Raw genomic sequence first — 18,302 nt, forward strand, 5'->3', positions numbered from 1 at the left:
GGCGAGCCGCGCCGAACGGCATTCGGCGCGGCTCGCCGGTCCGGTCGAGCTCATCGTTCCCGGCGGGGGCGTCAGTCCTTGGCCCGCACCGATTCCTCGACGAGATCGAGGACTGCGTGCAGATCGTCGGTGGGCTGACCCGATGCCAGTCGGGTGATCAGTCCGTCGAGAACGAGATCCAGATACTTGACCAGGACGTTGGTGGGGACATCGTCGCGAAGACGACCGGCCTGACGGCCGCGCTCGAGGCGGGTGAGGGTGGCCTGCTCGAGCTCGGCCGACCGTGCCATCCACTCGGCCCGGAAGCTGTTGTCGGTGCGTAGCTTTCGCGCGATCTCGAGTCGGGTTCCGAGCCAGTCGAAATCCTCTGGCCGCGTGAGCATGTCACGCATGACCTGCACGAGACCCTCTTCGGCGGCGACATCCGCCATGCGTTCGGCGTCCTCGTGCGCGAGCGCGAGGAAGAGCGCCTCTTTGTCCCGGTAGTGGTGGAAGATCGCGCCGCGGGACAGACCCGTGGACTCCTCGATCCGCTTGACGGTCGCACCGTCGTATCCGTACTCCGCGAAGCAATGCCGCGCGCCGTCGAGAATCTCCCGACGACGCGCGGCAAGGCGGTCATCACTGACCTTGGGCACGTCGCGTGCTCCTGTCAGCTCTTGATCATGTTCCGCAGCACGTACTGCAGGATGCCTCCGTTGCGGTAGTAATCGGCTTCACCGGGGGTGTCGATGCGCACCTTGGCATCGAACTCCACCTTCGAGCCGTCCTCCTTGGTGGCGGTGACGTGCACGGTCTTCGGGGTCTTGCCCTCGTTGAGCTCCTCGATACCGGTGATGTCGAAGGTCTCGGTGCCGTCGAGGCCCAGCGACTTGTGCGACTCACCCTCGGGGAACTGCAGCGGGATGACGCCCATGCCGATCAGGTTCGAGCGGTGGATGCGCTCGAAGCTCTCGGTGATGACCGCCTTGACGCCTAGCAGGCTGGTGCCCTTGGCCGCCCAGTCACGCGACGAACCGGTGCCGTACTCCTTGCCGCCGAGCACGACGAGCGGGATGTTCTGCTCGGCGTAGTTCTGCGCGGCGTCGTAGATGAACGACTGCGGTGCACCCTCCTGGGTGAAGTCGCGGGTGTAGCCACCGGACACACCGTCGAGCAGCTGGTTCTGCAGGCGGATGTTCCCGAAGGTCGAACGGATCATCACCTCGTGGTTGCCACGACGGGCGCCCAGCGAGTTGTAGTCCTTGCGTGCCACACCGTTGGCGTCGAGGTACTGCGCGGCGGGGGTGCCGGGTTTGATCGTCGACGCGGGGGAGATGTGGTCGGTGGTCACCGAGTCGCCGAGCTTCGCGAGCACGCGAGCGCCCTTGATGTCGGAGACGGGTGCCGGCTCGAGCTGCATGCCCTCGAAGTACGGAGGCTTCCGCACATAGGTCGACTTCTCGTCCCACTCGAAGGTCTTGCCCGACGGCGTGGGCAGGTTCTGCCAGCGCTCGTCGCCCTTGAAGACGTCGGCGTAGTCGGCGGCGTACTGCTCCGGCGAGATCGACGACGCGATGGTCGCCTCGATCTCCTCGTTGGTCGGCCAGATGTCCTTGAGGAAGACGTCGTTACCGTCGGTGTCCTTGCCCAGCGGGTCGGACTCGAAGTCGAAGTCCATGGTGCCGGCCAGGGCGTAGGCGATGACCAGCGGCGGCGAGGCCAGGTAGTTCATCTTCACGTCGGGGTTGATGCGACCCTCGAAGTTGCGGTTGCCCGAGAGCACCGCGGTGGCGGTCAGGTCGTTGTCGTTGATCGCCTTCGAGATCTCCTCGGGCAGCGGGCCCGAGTTGCCGATGCAGGTGGTGCAGCCGTAGCCGACCAGGTAGAAGCCCAGCTTCTCCAGGTAGGGCCACAGGCCGGCCTTCTCGTAGTAACCGGTGACGACCTGCGAGCCCGGAGCCATCGAGGTCTTCACCCACGGCTTGGAGGTCAGGCCCTTCTCGACGGCCTTCTTGGCGAGCAGCGCCGCGCCGAGCATGACCGACGGGTTGGAGGTGTTGGTGCAGCTGGTGATCGATGCGATGGTCACGATGCCGTGGTCGAGGATCATCGAGCCGCGCTCTTCGGAGTCCACGCGCACCGGCTTCGTCGGACGGCCCTCGGCGCCGTTGGCGGCCGAGTGCAGCGGTTCCGCGTCATCGTCGGCGAAGGTCAGCGTGGCCGGGTCGGAGGCCGGGAAGGTCTCCTCGACGGCCTCGTCGAGCTTGGTGTGAGCCGGGCTGTTGCCGTTCTCGACGTAGTTGTGGATGTCCTTGCGGAAGGCGTTCTTGGCATCCCACAGCTCGATGCGGTCCTGCGGACGCTTCGGGCCGGCGATCGACGGGACGACGTCGGCGAGATCGAGCTCGAGGTACTCCGAGTACACGGCCTCCTCGGCGTCCTTCTCGAGCCACATGCCCTGTTCCTTGGCGTACGCCTCGACGAGGGCGAGCGTCTCTTCGCTGCGGCCGGTGAGGCGCAGGTACTTCACGGTTTCCTCGTCGATGGGGAACATCGCACACGTCGAACCGAACTCGGGGCTCATGTTGCCGATCGTGGCGCGGTTGGCCAGCGGCACCTCGGCGACGCCATTGCCGTAGAACTCGACGAACTTGCCGACCACACCGTGCTTGCGCAGCATCTCGGTGATGGTGAGGACCACGTCGGTGGCGGTCACGCCGGGCTTGGTGGCACCGGTCAGCTTGAAGCCGACGACACGCGGGATGAGCATCGAGACCGGCTGGCCGAGCATCGCGGCCTCTGCCTCGATGCCGCCGACGCCCCAGCCCAGGACGCCGAGGCCGTTCTCCATCGTGGTGTGCGAGTCGGTGCCGATGCAGGTGTCGGGGTAGGCGACGCCGTCACGGACCATGACCGAGCGCGCGAGGTGCTCGATGTTGACCTGGTGGACGATGCCGGTGCCCGGCGGGACGACGCGGAAGTCGTCGAAGGCGCCCTGGCCCCAGCGGAGGAACTTGTATCGCTCTTCGTTGCGCTGGTACTCGATCTCGACGTTGCGCTCGAAGGCCTGGGCGTTGCCGAAGGCCTCGATGATCACGGAGTGGTCGATGACCATCTCGGCGGGCGCGAGCGGGTTGACCTTGTTCGGGTCGCCGCCGAGTTCCTTGACGGCGTCGCGCATCGTGGTGAGGTCGACGATGCAGGGCACGCCGGTGAAGTCCTGCATGATCACGCGGGCCGGGGTGAACTGGATCTCGACGCTGGGCTCGGCGTTCGGATCCCAGTTGGCCAGGGCCTCGATGTGCTCGGCGGTGATGTTCGCGCCGTCCTCGGTACGAAGGAGGTTCTCGGTCAGCACTTTGAGGGCGTAGGGGAGCTTCTCGGCGCCCTTGACGGCATTCAGGCGGTAGATCTCGTAGCTGTTGTCGCCGACGTCCAGCGTGCCGCGGGCGCCGAAGGAATTGATACTCACGTCTAAATCCACTCTCCTCGTGTGCCGACGGGCCGCGTCGGCGATGCTCGATGAATTGTTGAACCCGGCGGGCTGCACCGGTGCCATCGGGTGTCCGCGAGACGACCCGCGACAACTTCGTCCAGCCTAACAGTACGAGCGTACTGTCCCAGCGGGGTGGCGACGACACGCCGTCGAGGCCGCACGCGTAGGCGAATACCCGGACGACTCCATTGTGTCGTACGGTGCAGGGCGAAGTCCGGTGAGCGTCCGCTTTGCTCGCCGCGGGGGTTTCCGACAGACAGGGGTGAGGCCGTATGGGTCCCGAGCCGACGATGCTGATGCTGGCCGCTCCCGCGGAGAACAGCGAACTCACCGGGCTGGTCGGGGTCGACATGGCCGAGCTCTCGCGCGACATCGCCGACGACGGGGTGGCCGGCGCCACTCCCGAGCAGGTACCCGGGATGCTCGAGGTGATCGAGTACGCCAAGTCCAAGGGCCAGGACTTCAGCTTCGTGGTCGTCGACCAGGTGCAACCGCGCTTCAGCCTCTACCGCGACATCGCCAACCAGCTCCAGGAGCAGGTCGGCGGCACCGTGATCGTGCTCGGCCCCAACTCTGTCGGCAGCTCCTCGCCGGAGTTCAGCCGGGTGATCCAGGAGGAGGCGACCCAGAATCTCGCCCTCACCGATCCGCCCGGGGCCGCGCGACAGATGGTCGACTCGATGACCGGTTCGCACGTCGACTGGACCGTCGTCGGACTCGTCCTCATCCTCGTCGTCGTGCTCAGTGCGGCGGGCGCGCGATTCCGCACCCGACGTGCCCGCGCAGCGGCGGCGGGCGGCCCCCTCGGTCCGGTGAACCCGACCGGTGCGCACGCGTCGTCGTCCGACGACCCGGACGCGTCTCGCGACGGGGCGACCGTCGACTCCTCGACGTCTTCCTGACGCCCGGTCTTCACTTTCGTCTGCGTCACTGACGACCGCTCGTCGCGGTCCGGTGGCGCCGGTGTCGTGGTGCTCGCCCCCGAATCGGTTCGTCCACCGGTTTGTTGCGAATTCGAGACCTGAGCCGCACTGGTGAACTATCTGCAGTTCACAGCATTTTCCCAGGTAATCACGTCTTTGTAATTCATTTCGTTAGGTTTTCTCGTGTGGTTGATGTGACGTACGGTTCTGATGTCGCATGTGTGACCTGTGTTCCCTATAGGGGCATCTGCGACCCATGTGCAGTGTGTGGTCGGGGCACAGTGGCCGTTCGATCAACATCCGGGATCGGGCACGTCCCCGGAAGAACCGCGAGGAGTTCAGGTGAGGCGAGGAAGAACAGGTGCGTCCTGGCCGGCGCGCGTCACGGCGGCCATGGCTGCCGTTCTCATCTGTGCGGTCGGCGCCGGTCATGCGGTCGCCACCCCGAAGAAGGCGCCCGAGTCGCCGGTGTCCGGGCTGATCAACGAGATCGCGTCGGTCAACCAGGACATCGTCGACCTCGACCAGGCCCTGGCGATGCGGCAGGAGAACGTCAACCGCGCGATCGTCGACTTCCAGAACTCACTCGCCCAGCGGCGACTGGCCACGGTCGCCGCGCGCGGTGCGCGCACCGAACTCGACCGGGCCGGCCAGGCCGTCGTCGAGGCGCAGAAGGCGTTCGACGGATTCGTCCGCCTCGCCTACCAGCAGGGCGCCGAGCAGGGTTCGATGTCCAACTACGTGGCCTCCCCGGACCCGCAGGCCGTCCTGGACCGGATGAAGCTGCTCGACCAGGTCGGCAAGAAGCAGCAGGAGACCATCCGTCGACTGCAGGTCGCCCGCAACCAGAAGGCCAATCGCCTCGCCGCGGTCGAGGCGACCCGGCGGCAGGCGTCGTTCGCCGCGAAGAGCGCCGAACAGCGCAAGCGCGACGCACTGGCCGCGGTCGCCGAGGCCCGGACCGCCGTCACCGATCAGCAGCAGCGCAAGGCGACCCTGGTCGCCAAGCGGGACCGCGTGCAGAAGAAGATCGACTCGATCCGCGGCTACGTCCCGAAGAAGAACGCCGCCGGGCCATCCACCCGTGAACTGCTGTCCGACCTCTTCCCGTCGGCCCCGGCCGCCCTCCCGGATCTGCCGACCACCAACGTCTCCGACAACGAGCTGCTCGCGATCGCTGCGCGTGCCGCCGCGAAGATCGCGGTCGACGTGGGTTCGGCGGCTCTCGGCATCGGCCTCGACATGGGTTCCCAGATGCTCTCGGGCATCATCGGGGAGCAGCGGCTCCCGCAGTCCGAACTCCTCAACGAGCTCGGCCTCGGTGGCGTGGACCTCACCGGCAGCAGCGGCAACGACAGCCTGAGCTCACGGCTGGGTTCGGGGAGCCTGGGCTCCCTGTTCGGCGGTTCCGGTGGTGGCGGCGGCGGCGGATCGGGCGGCATGGTGCGCCCGGGTCTGCGCGGCCCGCAGGCGGTGGAGATCGTCGTCAACCGTGCTCTGTCGCAGCTGGGTGTCACCTACGCCTGGGGCGGTGGCGACGCCAACGGTCCGACGCAGGGCATCCGCGACGGCGGTGTCGCCGACAGCTACGGCGACTACCGCAAGGTCGGTTTCGACTGCTCGGGCCTGATGATGTACGCCTTCGGCGGCGTGGGCATCGAACTGCCGCACTACACGGGCTACCAGTACACCTCGGGTCCGCACTTCCCGCTCTCGCAGATGCGTCGCGGCGACATGATCTTCTACGGTCCCAACGCGAGTCAGCACGTCGCGCTCTACCTGGGCGACAACAAGATGGTCGAGGCCCCGCAGTCCGGTTCCGTCGTGAAGGTGTCGCCGCTGCGCACCAACGGTGCGATGCCGAACGTGGTCCGCCTGCTCTGAATGCGTCTGACCGACGAGCCGCGATCTTCTTGGCAGCTTTTCAGTTCGCACGGCTAGGCTGGCACAAACACGTGGGGGTGCCTTCGGTCCCGGCGTGTCCTCACCAGCGAGCAGCAGAGTTCAGATGAACAGGAGCACGGGTTGACCGAATCGCACTCCCTCGACAAGGCGGCCACGGGGGACCCGGCCGCGGCAGGCGCCGATTCGTCGGTGCTGAGCGACGCCGACGTCGCCCTGCTCGAGCGGGCCATCTACGAGGTCAAGCGCGTCATCGTCGGTCAGGACCAGCTCGTCGAGCGAATCCTCGTGGGTCTGCTCGCCCGCGGCCACATCCTCCTCGAAGGTGTTCCCGGCGTCGCCAAGACGCTCGCGGTCGAGACCTTCGCCAAGGTCGTCGGCGGGTCCTTCTCCCGGGTGCAGTTCACCCCCGACCTGGTGCCGACCGACCTCATCGGTACGCGGATCTACCGCCAGGGCCGGGAGGAGTTCGACACCGAGCTCGGTCCGGTGGTCGCGAACTTCCTTCTCGCCGACGAGATCAACCGCGCGCCCGCCAAGGTGCAGTCCGCGCTGCTCGAGGTCATGGCCGAACGGCACGTGTCGATCGGCGGCAAGACCTATCCGATGCCCGACCCGTTCCTCGTGATGGCGACGCAGAACCCCATCGAGAACGAGGGTGTCTACCCCCTGCCGGAGGCACAGCGCGACCGCTTCCTGTTCAAGGTGCTCGTCGACTACCCGTCGGTGGAGGAGGAGCGCGAGATCGTCTACCGGATGGGCAATGTCCCGCCGACGGCCTCGCAGGTCCTCGACCCCGCCGCGATGCTGCGGCTGCAGAAGACCGCCGCGAACGTCTTCGTCCACCACGCGCTCGTCGACTACGTCGTCCGCGTCATCAACGCGACACGCCGCCCGGCCGAGCTTGGTCTCAGCGACGTCGCATCGTGGCTGTCCTACGGTGCCTCGCCCCGCGCGACCCTGGGTATCGTCGCCGCCGCTCGCGCGCTCGCGTTGGTCCGCGGCCGCGACTACGTCATCCCGCAGGACATCGTCGAGATCATGCCCGACGTCCTCCGTCACCGTCTGGTGTTGTCCTACGACGCCCTGGCCGACGAGATCGACGCCGACCAGGTCATCACCCGGGTCTTGCAGACCGTGGGACTCCCGCAGGTCGGCGCGCAGCCGGTGGCGCAGAACTCCTACCAGTCGGGTCCGGGTCCGCAGGGCCACGCCGCCGGCGTGCCGCAGGGAGCTCCGCAGGGTGCCAACGGCTATGCCGCGCAACAGGTTCCGCAGGGTTCCGGTCCGGTGAACCCGAATTCGCGGTATGGCGGCTAATCGGGACCTGCCGAGCCTCGGTGCCGGGTTGCTCGAGGAGCCCCAGCTCACCGCGGCTCTGAAGATGTTGGAGCTCACGGTTCGCCGCAAGCTCGACGGTGTGCTGCAGGGCGAGCACCTCGGACTCATCCCCGGACCGGGTTCGGAGCCGGGAGAGGCGCGCGCCTACCAGCCGGGGGACGACGTCCGTCGCATGGAGTGGTCGGTCACCGCGCGGACCACCCAACCGCACGTGCGCCAGATGATCGCCGACCGCGAGCTCGAGACCTGGCTCGTGGTCGACGCGTCGGCGAGCCTCGACTTCGGCACCGTCGGCTGCACCAAACGAGACCTCGCGGTGGCCGCGGCAGCCGCGATCGTGCACCTGACCACCGGCGGCGGTAACCGTCACGGCGCCCTCGTCGTGACCGGCGACGACCTCGTGCGGGTACCGGCGCGGGCCGGTCGCGCCCATGCACAGAACCTGCTCAAGGCGATCGCGACGACGCACCGGAGTGCTCCCGGTGTCCGCGGAGACCTCAAGGCCGGCATCGAGGCACTGCGTCGGCCACAGCGCCGTCGGGGTCTCGCGGTCGTGATCAGCGACTTCCTCGGGCCGATCGACTGGGAACGATCACTGCGCGCCATCGGCGCCCACCACGAGCTGCTCGCGGTCGAGGTCCTCGACCCGCGCGACCTCGAACTGCCGCCGATCGGCGAGGTCACCCTCGCCGACGCCGAATCGGGGGAGATCCACGACGTGACGGTCACCGAGGACCTCCGACGCGACTTCGCCGCGGCCGCGCGGGCGCATCAGCAGCGCGTGCACCGGACGCTGCGCAGCTGCGGTGGCGCCACGCTGACGCTGCGCACCGACCGCGAGTGGATCGCCGACACCGTGAAGTTCATCGCCCAGCGACGTCGCGGCCTCGCCGCCGGGGTGGGGTAGACCATGCTGTCCAGTCCCTGGTGGTTGTTGCTGCTGCTCGTCGTGGCGCTGCTCGGCGCCGCGTATGTGTACATGCTGCGTCGTCGTCGGCAGCGGGCGCTGACCTTCGCGAACCTCGATCTCCTGAAGTCCGTCGCACCGGCCGACCGCAACCGGTTCCGCCATGTGCCGATCGCGCTGCTGATCATCTCGCTGATCCTGCTGACGGTCGCGCTGTCGGGTCCGCAGGCCGACCGCAAGGTCCCGCGCAACAAGGCGACGGTGATCCTCGTGATGGACGTGTCCCGGTCGATGAACGCGACCGACGTGGCGCCGTCGCGCATCAGGGCCGCCCAGCAGTCGGCGAAGAAGTTCGCCGACGAGTTGACCGAGGGCATCAACCTCGGGCTGATCTCCTTCGCCGGGACCGCGGCGAGTCTGGTGTCGCCGACCCCCGACCACAACGCGACAAAGGTCGCCGTCGACAAACTGAGACTCGACGACAAGACGGCGACCGGCGAGGGCATTTTCGCGGCACTGCAGCAGATCAGCACGCTCAACGCCGTCCTCGGCGGTGGTGAGGCGGCCCCGCCGGCGCGGATCGTGCTCCTGTCGGACGGCAAGGAGACCGTGCCCGACGATCCCGACGACCCCCGCGGCGCCTTCACCGCGGCCCGCAAGGCCAAGGAGGAGAAGATCCCGGTCTCCACCATCTCCTTCGGAACCCGGACGGGCACCGTCGAACTCGAGGGCGACCGGGTGCCGGTACCCGTCGACGACGATTCGCTCCGCAAGATCGCGAACCTGTCCGGCGGCGACTTCTTCACCGCGGCGAGCCTCGACGAGCTCAACAAGGTGTACGAGAAGCTGCAGAACGAGATCGGCTACGAGACCCGGCGGGGGGACAATTCGAAGCCGTGGCTCATCGCGGGTACGTTGTTCGCGCTGGTCTCGGCGTTCGCAGCCCTGGCGATCAATCGCCGGCTGCCCTGACCCGAACCCACTGGTCCGACCCACTGGCGTGCCACGTCCGCCGACCACCGCGACGCCGCCCCCAACAGAACGGATAGGTTAGACACCCATGACGGCATCCAGCAGCGAAGCGCAGAATCCTTCCCGGTCGGTCCTGGTCACCGGCGGCAACCGCGGGATCGGCCTGGCCGTGGCCCAGCGCCTGGCCGCCGACGGGCACAAGGTCGCGGTCACCCACCGCGGGTCGGGTGCGCCCGAGGGGCTGTTCGGCGTGAAGTGCGATGTGACCGACTCGGAGTCCGTCGACGCGGCCTTCGCCGAGGTCGAGGCCCACCAGGGCCCGGTGGAGGTCCTCGTCGCCAACGCGGGGATCACCGACAACATGCTGCTCATGCGCCTGTCCGAGGAGTCCTTCGAGAAGGTCATCGACGCCAACCTCACCGGCGCCTTCCGTTGTGCGAAGCGCGCCACCAAGGGGATGCAGCGTGCCAAGTGGGGTCGGATGATCTTCCTCGGCTCGGTCGTCGCGATGTCGGGTATCCCCGGCCAGGTCAACTACGCGGCGTCCAAGGCCGGCCTGATCGGCATGGCACGTTCGATCGCCCGCGAGATCGGGTCCCGCAACATCACCTCCAACGTCGTCGCCCCGGGGTTCATCGAGACCGACATGACCGCGGCGATGGAGGATCGCTACATCGAGATGGCCAAGCAGGCCATCCCGCTGGGCCGTACGGGCAAGCCCGAAGACGTCGCCGCCGCCATCAGCTTCCTGGCCTCCGACGAGGGCGGCTACATCTCCGGCGCGGTCATCCCGGTCGACGGCGGCATGGGCATGGGCCACTGACCCACCCGGGTCAGACCCGCCACCGGCCACACCACATCTCAATCAACGTCGATCTCAGGAGCACATCTTCGTGAGCGGAATCCTGGACGGGAAGACCGTCCTCATCACGGGCATCATCACCGATGCGTCGATCGCCTTCCACGCGGCCGCCATGGCGCAGGAACAGGGCGCGACGGTGATCATCACCGGCATCCCCGAGCGGCTACGGCTGATCGACCGGATCGCGAAGCGGCTGCCCAAGGAGGTCCCGCCGGCCATCGGCCTCGACGTGACCAACGAGGAGGACCTCGAGGCGCTCGCCGGCAAGATCCGCGAGATCGCCCCGCAGGGCGTCGACGGCGTCATGCACTCGATCGCATTCGCACCGCGCACCCTGATGGGTCCGGACGCCAAGCCGTTCCTCGAGGGGCCCGGCCCCGACGCCGCGAAGGCCTTCGAGATCTCGGCCTGGAGCTATGCGTCGCTGGCCCGCGCCGTGCTGCCCGTCATGAACGAGGGCGGCTCCATCGTCGGTATGGACTTCGATCCGCGCACCGCCATGCCGTTCTACAACTGGATGGGCGTCGCGAAGGCCGCCCTCGAGTCGGTGAACCGCTACGTGGCGCGAGAGGTGGGCAACGCCAAGAACGTTCGCTCCAACCTGGTCGCCGCCGGACCCATCAAGACCCTCGCGGCCAAGGCCATCGCCGGCACCGCGACCGACGACGCCAAGCAGCTCAACATGCTCAACGAGTACTGGGACGGTGCCTCGCCGATCGGCTGGGACGTCGACGATCCGACCGTGGTCGCGAAGTCGGTCTGTGCGTTGCTGAGCGACTGGCTGCCGGGCACCACCGGCTCCATCGTCTATGTCGACGGCGGCGCCAGCCACAACACCTGGTTCCCGGAGGGCATGACCTCCGGGTCGTGAGCCCGGGGAGACACGCAGTGGAGACCGCTTTCGATTCCGTCCTGTTCCTGTCCTTCGGTGGCCCCGAGGGGCCCGACGAGGTGATGCCCTTCCTGGAGAATGTGACCAGGGGCCGGGGGATACCACGGGAGCGACTGGAGTCGGTCGCCGAGCACTATCTGCACTTCGGCGGGGTGTCGCCGATCAACCGGCTCAACCTGGACATGATCGACGGCCTGCGCGCCGAACTGGCACGCCGCGGTCTCGACCTGCCGGTCTACTTCGGCAACCGCAACTGGCACCCGATGGCCGAGGACACCCTCGCCGAGATGTACCGGGCCGGGCATCGCCGGATCCTCGTCTTCCCGACTTCCGCATGGGGCGGCTACTCGGGATGCCGTCAGTACCACGAGGACATCGACCGCGCGCTGACGGCGCTCGCCGAACGCGAACCCGCGAGCACCACACGCGAGGGCGCTGTGGTGCTGCGCAAGCTGCCGCAGTACTGGTCGCACCCCGCATTCACCGCAGCCGGTGCAGATGCCGTTCGTCGGGGGATCGAGGCGCTCGGTGAGTCCGCCGACCCGGTACGCCTGGTCTTCACCGCGCACTCCGTCCCGAACTCGGCCGACGCCGCCTCCGGGCCGGCCGCCGAGGGCGGCGGTCTGTACTCCCGCCAGGTGCTGGCGGCGTCGCGGGCCGTCGCCGACGCGCTCGGCATCGACGACTTCGACCAGGTCTGGCAGTCGCGGTCGGGACCCCCGCAGATCCCGTGGCTCGAGCCGGACATCTGTGACCACCTGGAAGATCTTGCGGCACAGGGCGTCCGACGGGTCGTGGTCTATCCCGTCGGATTCATCTCCGATCACCTCGAGGTGATCTGGGACCTCGACAACGAGGCCGCCGAGGCGGCGCAACGGCTCGGCATGCAGTACGTCCGCGCCGACACCGTCGGTACGGACCCGCGGTTCGTCGAGATGATCGGCGAACTCGTGCAGAACTACGCCACCGGCGGTGGCGACCTGGCCGCCATGGGCTGCGGCGACAACGGCCGGGTGTGCCGGGACCGGTGCTGCGTGCCTGCCGCGCGCCCATCGCGGCGGCCGACCACCTCGTCCGGCGGGCAATAACCGGGACTCCATAAGTCCGGGACGAAATCTTTGCATCTTGATTGACGGCCGTTTAAGTGCATTTCTGAGACATATTGTCGGATTTGAATCCTTAAAGGGCGGCGAGTGCCCTCAAATCGTAAATGGTTTGCACGGGTAACGATCGAATAACGGGAGACTGCACAAGTGGCCCCGTCGTCCGCAGAATGCCATTCTCTTACTGAGCTTCCCGTCCCGGGTTGCGATTGTGAGAGAGGAAATCTGTAATGGCAGACGGTTACATCGAACTCAGTCCCGAAGTCCTCGAACCGATCCTGGAATCCCTGATCACCGGTTCCATCGAGGGTGGCGACGACACGACTCCGACGGTGTGAGAAGCCTTCTCGGGTGGGCCGCGGCAATGACGCGGTCCACCCGAGGTGTTTCCACCGATTTTTTCGATGTCGTCTCCAAAGCGCTGTGACCTGCTATGAGTGATGAACAATTCGAGGGGATTGAAACAATTACCCTCGACGCCGACGATCTCGGCCCAGGCGTCGAGTTGCTCGCGGACACTCTGCACGAGATCCCGCTGTACAGTTGGCTGCTCGGTGAGTACATATCCGACCTTTCGCTGCGCAGATGGTTGGCAGAGATTCTCCTGCGGCCGTTGTTGGACGCGGGATGTGTGATCGGATCACGGCGGGACGGCCGTCTCGTCGGAATGCTGGTCTTCCAGCCACACGACACCGACCTGTCACCCGGGGGCAAGCCGCCGCTGACCCCAGCCGATTTCGCGGTGGTGGCGACTGTTCCCGGAGTACGGGAACGCGTCGCCGAACTCCTGAGGAGTCCGCAGATGGCGCCGCCGGTGAACGACGCGGTCAACCTCCGGATCGGGATCGTGGCGGCAGAGGAACGCGGCGGTCGTGTGTTGACCGCGATGATGCGCGAGGTCGAGCGATTTTGTACCGCGGCATCCCGGCCGTACTACGCCTGGACCGGATCTCCCCGGCTGCGTGACTGGTACGCGCTGGCGTGGGGGGCCGCGGAGTTCGCAGCCGAGGACTGGAACGGCATCACCATGTACGGCCTCGTCTCCGAGCGGCCGCCCCGGCCGGGTCCGGTGCCGGACCCGAGAGGGCCGGACCTCGCGGCTCAGCGCCGGAGTAGTTCGCCGATCGTGTGATTGACGGCGGCAGCGCGCGCGGTTCTCGTGAGCGTCTGCAATCCACGTAGCGCGGAGTCACCCGAATCCCATTGGCCCGCACTGTCCCCGATCTCCACCCGGCGGGCGCCGGCCAGGTCGACGATCGCCTCGACCTGGGCGGCGGTGTCGATCAGGCGGGTCGAGCGGGCGTCGAGCGCATGCGGCGGCAGGGCGACGCGATGCCGGGCGGTGAGGACCGCGAGCTCCTTGCGGAGGTCGCCCGCGTCGAGCGATCGGCGCCCGCCGAGGCCGCCGATGATCATGGCCGCATCGCGGACTGCTTGCCGCAGATCGTATTCCAGGTCACCCGCAGACGGTCCGGACGACACCAGATGGTCGAGGTCCAGCCGATCCGCATACCGGAAGACCGTCCACCGGCACGTCACGTACGGGGGATCGATGCCGAGGGTGGAGAACTCGGGGACGAGTGCGAGGGTGCCGGCCGTGTCCGAGTCGTCGATCAGGAGAACCTCGCCGGTGATCAGTGCCTTCGACGTCGCGGGATTCGGTGGCAGGCCCTGCGGATCGCCGGTGGACGGCAGGCGCACGGCCAACCGTCGGGCTGACCTCAGCAAGCCCAGCAGGTCGAGTACGCCGCTGCCGTTGTGGATGTTGCTGCCGGATTCCGTTGCGGACGTGGACTGTTCGCTCTGCACCTCGTGCCGGTCGGCGGATTCGGCCAGTGCCTCGATCACGTCGTCGGGGGAGCAGCGTCCGGTCAGCCACGCAGCCGCCCAGGCGCCGAGGGCGCAGGTCGGCCACGCGACGATGTGAGGGAGGATGTCGCTGCGTTTCATCAGGAGACAACGATACCGCCGTCCCCCTCCCGGTCACCGGGCGTGGCAACCCGCTGCCGGTGTGCCGGGCGCATACGGTGTTGGACGCAGATGTCCAGGGACCGGAGAGGTGGAACGCGATGGATGACCGGTACGGACGCGATGTGCTGTCCCAGCCACGCCGGGCCAAGCCGCGTCCGGTGGAGGTCGCCGCCGACCGTGACCTCGTGGTCGAGGACGCCGCCACCGGATTCTGCGGTGCCGTCGTCGGTCTCGAGAAGAGCTACGCCGGCGACCTCGTCCGCCTCGAGGACCGGCACGGCCGGACCCGTGTGTTCCTCATGAACCCCGGCGCATTCCTCATCGACGGCCGTACCGTGACCCTCGTGCGCCCGCGCACGCGCGGCCCCCAGAAGCCCGCGACGACGGCGTCGGGTTCGCGCGCCGCACCCCGCACCCGCGCCCGCACCGCGCGGGCGAGCCGGATCTTCGTCGAAGGCGTGCACGACGCGACCCTGCTCGAACGAGTGTGGGGCGACGACCTGCGGGCCGAGGGCGTGGTGGTCGTCAGCCTCGACGGCCTCGACAACCTCGAACAAGCGCTCGCCGAGTTCCAGCCCGCCCCGCACCGGCGCGCGGGGGTACTCGTCGACCATCTCGTCGCCGGTTCGAAGGAAGCCCATCTCACCGCCGAGGTCGGCGAGCACGTGCTGGTGTGCGGCCATCCCTACATCGACGTGTGGGAGGCGGTGAAGCCCGCGTCGGTGAAGATCACGGCCTGGCCGAAGATCCCGCGCGGTACCGACTGGAAGACCGGCGTGTGCGCCGAGCTGGGCTGGGGTGACCCCCGAGACGGATGGCGCCGGGTGCTCGGCGGAGTGAGTAGTTTCCGCGACCTCGAGGTGGATCTGCTGCGGTCCGTCGAGGAACTCATCGACTTCGTGACGGCCGCGGAGGAGGCCGGCTAGAGCATTCCGCATGCTCGCGCGTCCGAGGACCGGAGGGCCCCCGACAACTCTGGCAGACTGGACACATGAGCGCCCTGCTGTGGTTGGCGGCCGCGATCGTCCTGGTGGTCGCGGAGATGTTCGGTGGCGAACTGGTGCTGCTCATGCTGGCCGGTGGTGCTTTTGCCGCGGCCGGTGTCGATTTCGTCTGGGAGCCGCCCCTGTGGGTCGAGGGTCTGGTCTTCGCCGTCGTGTCGGTGCTGCTGCTCGTCGCGGTCCGTCCGGTTGCCAAACGCCACATGCTCAACCGTCCCGCCGTGCTCATGAACACCGAGGCCCTCGAGGGGCGAGCGGCGATCGTCACCGAGAAGGTGGACCAGCACGACGGCCGGGTCAAGATCGGGGGCGACATCTGGTCCGCTCGGACGATGGATCCCGCACAGGTCATCGAACCCGGAACCCATGTGACCGTCGTGCAGATCGACGGTGCGACCGCGGTGGTGTGGCACCCCTGATCCCTCGACCCTGACCTGCTCGACGTTTCGCGAGGAAGGCGAATGATGGACGATTATCAGATCTTCGGCCTGGTCGTGGTCGTACTGCTGGTTCTGCTCGTGGTGGTGGTGCTGGTCAAATCGGTGGCCCTGATCCCGCAGGCGGAAGCCGCGGTGATCGAACGGCTCGGCCGCTACACCCGCACCGCGTCGGGACAGCTCACCCTGCTGTTGCCGTTCATCGACCGGATCCGGGCGCGCGTCGACATCCGTGAGCGGGTCGTGTCCTTCCCGCCGCAGCCGGTGATCACCGAGGACAACCTCACCCTGTCCATCGACACCGTCGTCTATTTCCAGGTGACCAACCCGCGTTCGGCGGTCTACGAGATCGACGATTACATCGCCGGCGTCGAGCAGCTCACCATCACCACGCTGCGCAACGTGGTCGGCGGCATGACTCTCGAGGAGACCCTCACCTCGCGCGATTCCATCAACGGGCAGCTGCGCGGAGTGCTCGACGAGGCAACCGGCCGGTGGGGTCTGCGCGTCGCCCGCGTCGAACTCAAGTCGATCATGCCGCCGCCGTCGATCCAGGAGTCGATGGAGAAGCAGATGAAGGCCGACCGCGAGAAGCGCGCGACGATCCTGGCCGCGGAAGGACAGCGGGAGTCGGCGATCAAGACGGCCGAGGGCAACAAGCAGTCGCAGATCCTCGCGGCCGAGGGCGCCAAGCAGGCTGCGATCCTCGCAGCCGAGGCGGACCGGCAGTCGCGCATCCTGCGCGCGCAGGGTGATCGCGCGGCGTACTACCTGAACGCGCAGGGCGAGGCGAAGGCCATCGAGAAGACCTTCGCGGCGATCAAGGCCGCCAAGCCCACCCCGGAACTGCTTGCCTACCAATATCTCCAGCAGCTGCCGGAGATGGCGAAGGGCGAGGGCAGCAAGGTCTGGGTCGTGCCGTCCGACTTCGGTTCGGCACTGCAGGGTTTCGCGAAGTCCTTCGGCGTCCAGGGCGACGACGGTGTGTTCCGGTACGAGCCGACCGATTCGCCGCCCTCGCAGATCGACGAGTCGGAGACCGAGGACTGGTTCTCGCTGGCCTCCGACCCCAAGGTTGCGCAGGCCGTCGCCGAGGCCGAGGCGGTGGCCCGCAAACCGGTCGCCCCGGAGATCGGTACCGGGATGGGCCGGTCGTCACGGCACCCGTCGCTCGATGCCGCGATCGAGGAGACCGGTACCACCCCCGGCACTCCCGGTTAGGTCACGACAGCTGGGACCGGACGCGCATATCAGGTCGTGATGAGGTGTTCGATGCCCGCGAGGCCGATCGCCCACAGCACCGAGGCGAAGGTGCCCATGATGAACTGCTCCGAGGCCTGCGGGGCACGTAGTTCGGGATAGCGCGCGAGGCTCTTCACGGCGAGGATGATCGCGAGTCCCTCCGGCCATCCGGCCATCAGCGTCGTGACGACCGCGAGTCGCTCGAGGTAGCCGATCACGCGTCCACCGCGGAGCGGGCCGACCTCCGTCGGGTCGGACGGTTCCGTCTCGGTGGTGTCGGTGTCGGTGTCGTCGGTGTCAGGGTCGTGCGGTGGCGTCGGACCCGCCCGGACGCCGCCGAGTTGCAGTACCGCGCGCACCACCGGACCGCCACCGGTGATGGCCGCGATCGCCGCGATCACCGGAGCCGCCGCGGCGGCGAATCCGGCGGCTGGTCCGGCCGTCGCCGCGACGATTGCGGTCGCGGCCGCGAGGCCCAGCAGGACGATCAGGCCGATGGTGTGGATGATCGCCGCCGAACGCGGCACGGCCAGTCCATCCCGGGCACGTCCGCGCATCCAGTGTTCGACACCGAGCCAGAGCACGGGCGCGACGACGGTCAGCAGGAGGAGGACGAGTGCGGTGCCGGTCATCGCGCGAGCTCCGCGTCCGAGGCATGACGATCGGCCTCGGCGAGCGCGTCGGCGAGGAGGTCCAGCGCATCCGGTTCCAGATCCCAACCGGCGGCGCGGAGCCGTTGGCTCATGGCCTGCGGCGTGATGTCGAGGGCGCCCGCGGCGTCGGCCTGGGTGAGTCCCCGCCGCATGAGTGCCACCGCCTCGATCCCGGCGGCACTCCGGGTGGCGACGATGTCGCTGATCAGGCGTCCGGCGGTCTGTGCGTGACGGCACCATCGGGCGTCAGGGCCGCGCACGCACAGCGGTATCCGCTGTCGTTTGGCCGCCTCGACCGCGTCTCGGGCGTAGAGGAAGGCGGCTCCGCGGCCGGCGCGGGTGGAGGAGGGCAGCGGCTGTTCCACGCCGCCGGTGCCGATGCCGACACTCCAGTGGCCGTCGGCGGTCAGTTCCACGGCGAGATGTGCAAGGGTCGTCGGATCGTCGAGAACACCCTGGATCTCGTCGCCGGCGGTGCGCTCGAAGGAGCGCACCGTGTCGACGTCGCCCAGGCGGGTGAGCACAGCGTCGACGCGATCGATGTCGGTGCGGCTTCCCCGCTGATCGACGGTCATGACGAACATCACACAAGCCTACGACCTTGATCAAGCACGATCA

The 18,302-nt window shown here is 67.9% G+C and carries 17 protein-coding genes; 12 read left to right on the plus strand and 5 right to left on the minus strand.

Annotation, left to right across the window (positions count from 1 at the left end):
* Positions 1 to 71: 71 nt before the first annotated feature.
* Positions 72 to 638, minus strand: a complete 567-nt coding sequence (locus NWF34_RS08815; protein ID WP_006436243.1) for a TetR/AcrR family transcriptional regulator — start codon at positions 636 to 638, stop codon at positions 72 to 74.
* Positions 639 to 652: 14 nt separating this feature from the next.
* On the minus strand, positions 653 to 3,454 hold the full coding sequence (locus NWF34_RS08820; protein WP_182156109.1) for an aconitate hydratase: 2,802 nt from the start codon (positions 3,452 to 3,454) through the stop codon (positions 653 to 655).
* Positions 3,455 to 3,750: 296 nt separating this feature from the next.
* Between NWF34_RS08820 and NWF34_RS08825 the strand changes: the two genes are divergently transcribed.
* From NWF34_RS08825 to NWF34_RS08865, 9 genes are all read left to right on the plus strand, one after another.
* Positions 3,751 to 4,380: a DUF6676 family protein gene (locus tag NWF34_RS08825; protein ID WP_258324723.1), complete on the plus strand. Its 630-nt coding sequence runs from the start codon at positions 3,751 to 3,753 to the stop codon at positions 4,378 to 4,380.
* Positions 4,381 to 4,743: 363 nt separating this feature from the next.
* Positions 4,744 to 6,285 carry an NlpC/P60 family protein gene (locus NWF34_RS08830; RefSeq protein WP_258324724.1) on the plus strand — a complete coding sequence of 514 codons (1,542 nt, stop codon included), beginning with the start codon at positions 4,744 to 4,746 and terminating at the stop codon, positions 6,283 to 6,285.
* 141 nt (positions 6,286 to 6,426) lie between these two features.
* The gene (locus NWF34_RS08835; protein ID WP_258324725.1) at positions 6,427 to 7,623 is read left to right on the plus strand and encodes a MoxR family ATPase; all 1,197 of its coding nucleotides are present in this window, start codon (positions 6,427 to 6,429) and stop codon (positions 7,621 to 7,623) included.
* Positions 7,613 to 8,551 carry a DUF58 domain-containing protein gene (locus NWF34_RS08840; protein WP_006436238.1) on the plus strand — a complete coding sequence of 313 codons (939 nt, stop codon included), beginning with the start codon at positions 7,613 to 7,615 and terminating at the stop codon, positions 8,549 to 8,551. Before NWF34_RS08835 ends, NWF34_RS08840 begins: the two co-directional genes overlap by 11 nt.
* A 3-nt stretch (positions 8,552 to 8,554) precedes the next feature.
* Entirely contained in the window at positions 8,555 to 9,523 is a 969-nt protein-coding gene (locus NWF34_RS08845; protein ID WP_024498157.1) for a VWA domain-containing protein, read from the plus strand.
* Between the two features lie 88 nt (positions 9,524 to 9,611).
* The gene (fabG1, locus tag NWF34_RS08850) at positions 9,612 to 10,346 is read left to right on the plus strand and encodes a 3-oxoacyl-ACP reductase FabG1 (RefSeq protein WP_006436236.1); all 735 of its coding nucleotides are present in this window, start codon (positions 9,612 to 9,614) and stop codon (positions 10,344 to 10,346) included.
* A 70-nt stretch (positions 10,347 to 10,416) separates the two neighbouring features.
* A complete protein-coding gene (gene inhA / locus NWF34_RS08855) occupies positions 10,417 to 11,256 on the plus strand; it encodes an NADH-dependent enoyl-ACP reductase InhA (RefSeq protein WP_159405072.1) in 840 nt (279 codons plus the stop codon).
* Positions 11,257 to 11,273: 17 nt separating this feature from the next.
* Entirely contained in the window at positions 11,274 to 12,365 is a 1,092-nt protein-coding gene (locus tag NWF34_RS08860; RefSeq protein WP_258324727.1) for a ferrochelatase, read from the plus strand.
* A gap of 448 nt (positions 12,366 to 12,813) precedes the next feature.
* Positions 12,814 to 13,512 carry a hypothetical protein gene (locus tag NWF34_RS08865; RefSeq protein WP_258324728.1) on the plus strand — a complete coding sequence of 233 codons (699 nt, stop codon included), beginning with the start codon at positions 12,814 to 12,816 and terminating at the stop codon, positions 13,510 to 13,512.
* Here NWF34_RS08865 and NWF34_RS08870 read toward each other — a convergent pair.
* Positions 13,482 to 14,330 (minus strand): serine/threonine protein kinase, encoded by an 849-nt coding sequence (locus NWF34_RS08870; RefSeq protein WP_258324729.1) that lies wholly within the window; start codon positions 14,328 to 14,330, stop codon positions 13,482 to 13,484. The two genes, NWF34_RS08865 and NWF34_RS08870, sit on opposite strands and share 31 nt — an antisense overlap.
* A 119-nt stretch (positions 14,331 to 14,449) precedes the next feature.
* Between NWF34_RS08870 and NWF34_RS08875 the strand changes: the two genes are divergently transcribed.
* The 3 genes from NWF34_RS08875 to NWF34_RS08885 all read left to right on the plus strand — a co-directional run bounded on the left by NWF34_RS08875 (position 14,450) and on the right by NWF34_RS08885 (position 17,010).
* Positions 14,450 to 15,277: a DUF3097 domain-containing protein gene (locus NWF34_RS08875; RefSeq protein WP_258324730.1), complete on the plus strand. Its 828-nt coding sequence runs from the start codon at positions 14,450 to 14,452 to the stop codon at positions 15,275 to 15,277.
* Between the two features lie 65 nt (positions 15,278 to 15,342).
* Positions 15,343 to 15,771, plus strand: coding sequence for an NfeD family protein (locus NWF34_RS08880; RefSeq protein ID WP_006436230.1), 429 nt, complete (start codon positions 15,343 to 15,345; stop codon positions 15,769 to 15,771).
* A gap of 45 nt (positions 15,772 to 15,816) precedes the next feature.
* Positions 15,817 to 17,010, plus strand: a complete 1,194-nt coding sequence (locus NWF34_RS08885; RefSeq protein ID WP_258324835.1) for an SPFH domain-containing protein — start codon at positions 15,817 to 15,819, stop codon at positions 17,008 to 17,010.
* A gap of 29 nt (positions 17,011 to 17,039) precedes the next feature.
* Here NWF34_RS08885 and NWF34_RS08890 read toward each other — a convergent pair whose 3' ends face one another.
* Together NWF34_RS08890 and NWF34_RS08895 are read right to left on the minus strand one after the other, a co-directional pair.
* Complete coding sequence (locus tag NWF34_RS08890) at positions 17,040 to 17,663, minus strand: hypothetical protein (protein ID WP_258324731.1); 624 nt, start codon at positions 17,661 to 17,663, stop codon at positions 17,040 to 17,042.
* On the minus strand, positions 17,660 to 18,268 hold the full coding sequence (locus tag NWF34_RS08895; protein ID WP_006436227.1) for a hypothetical protein: 609 nt from the start codon (positions 18,266 to 18,268) through the stop codon (positions 17,660 to 17,662). The genes NWF34_RS08890 and NWF34_RS08895 overlap by 4 nt, the downstream gene beginning before the upstream one ends.
* Positions 18,269 to 18,302: the final 34 nt, after the last annotated feature.

Origin of the sequence: Gordonia sp. GONU (assembly GCF_024733855.1) — a bacterium.
In the GTDB taxonomy this organism is placed as follows: Bacteria; Actinomycetota; Actinomycetes; order Mycobacteriales; family Mycobacteriaceae; genus Gordonia; species Gordonia amicalis.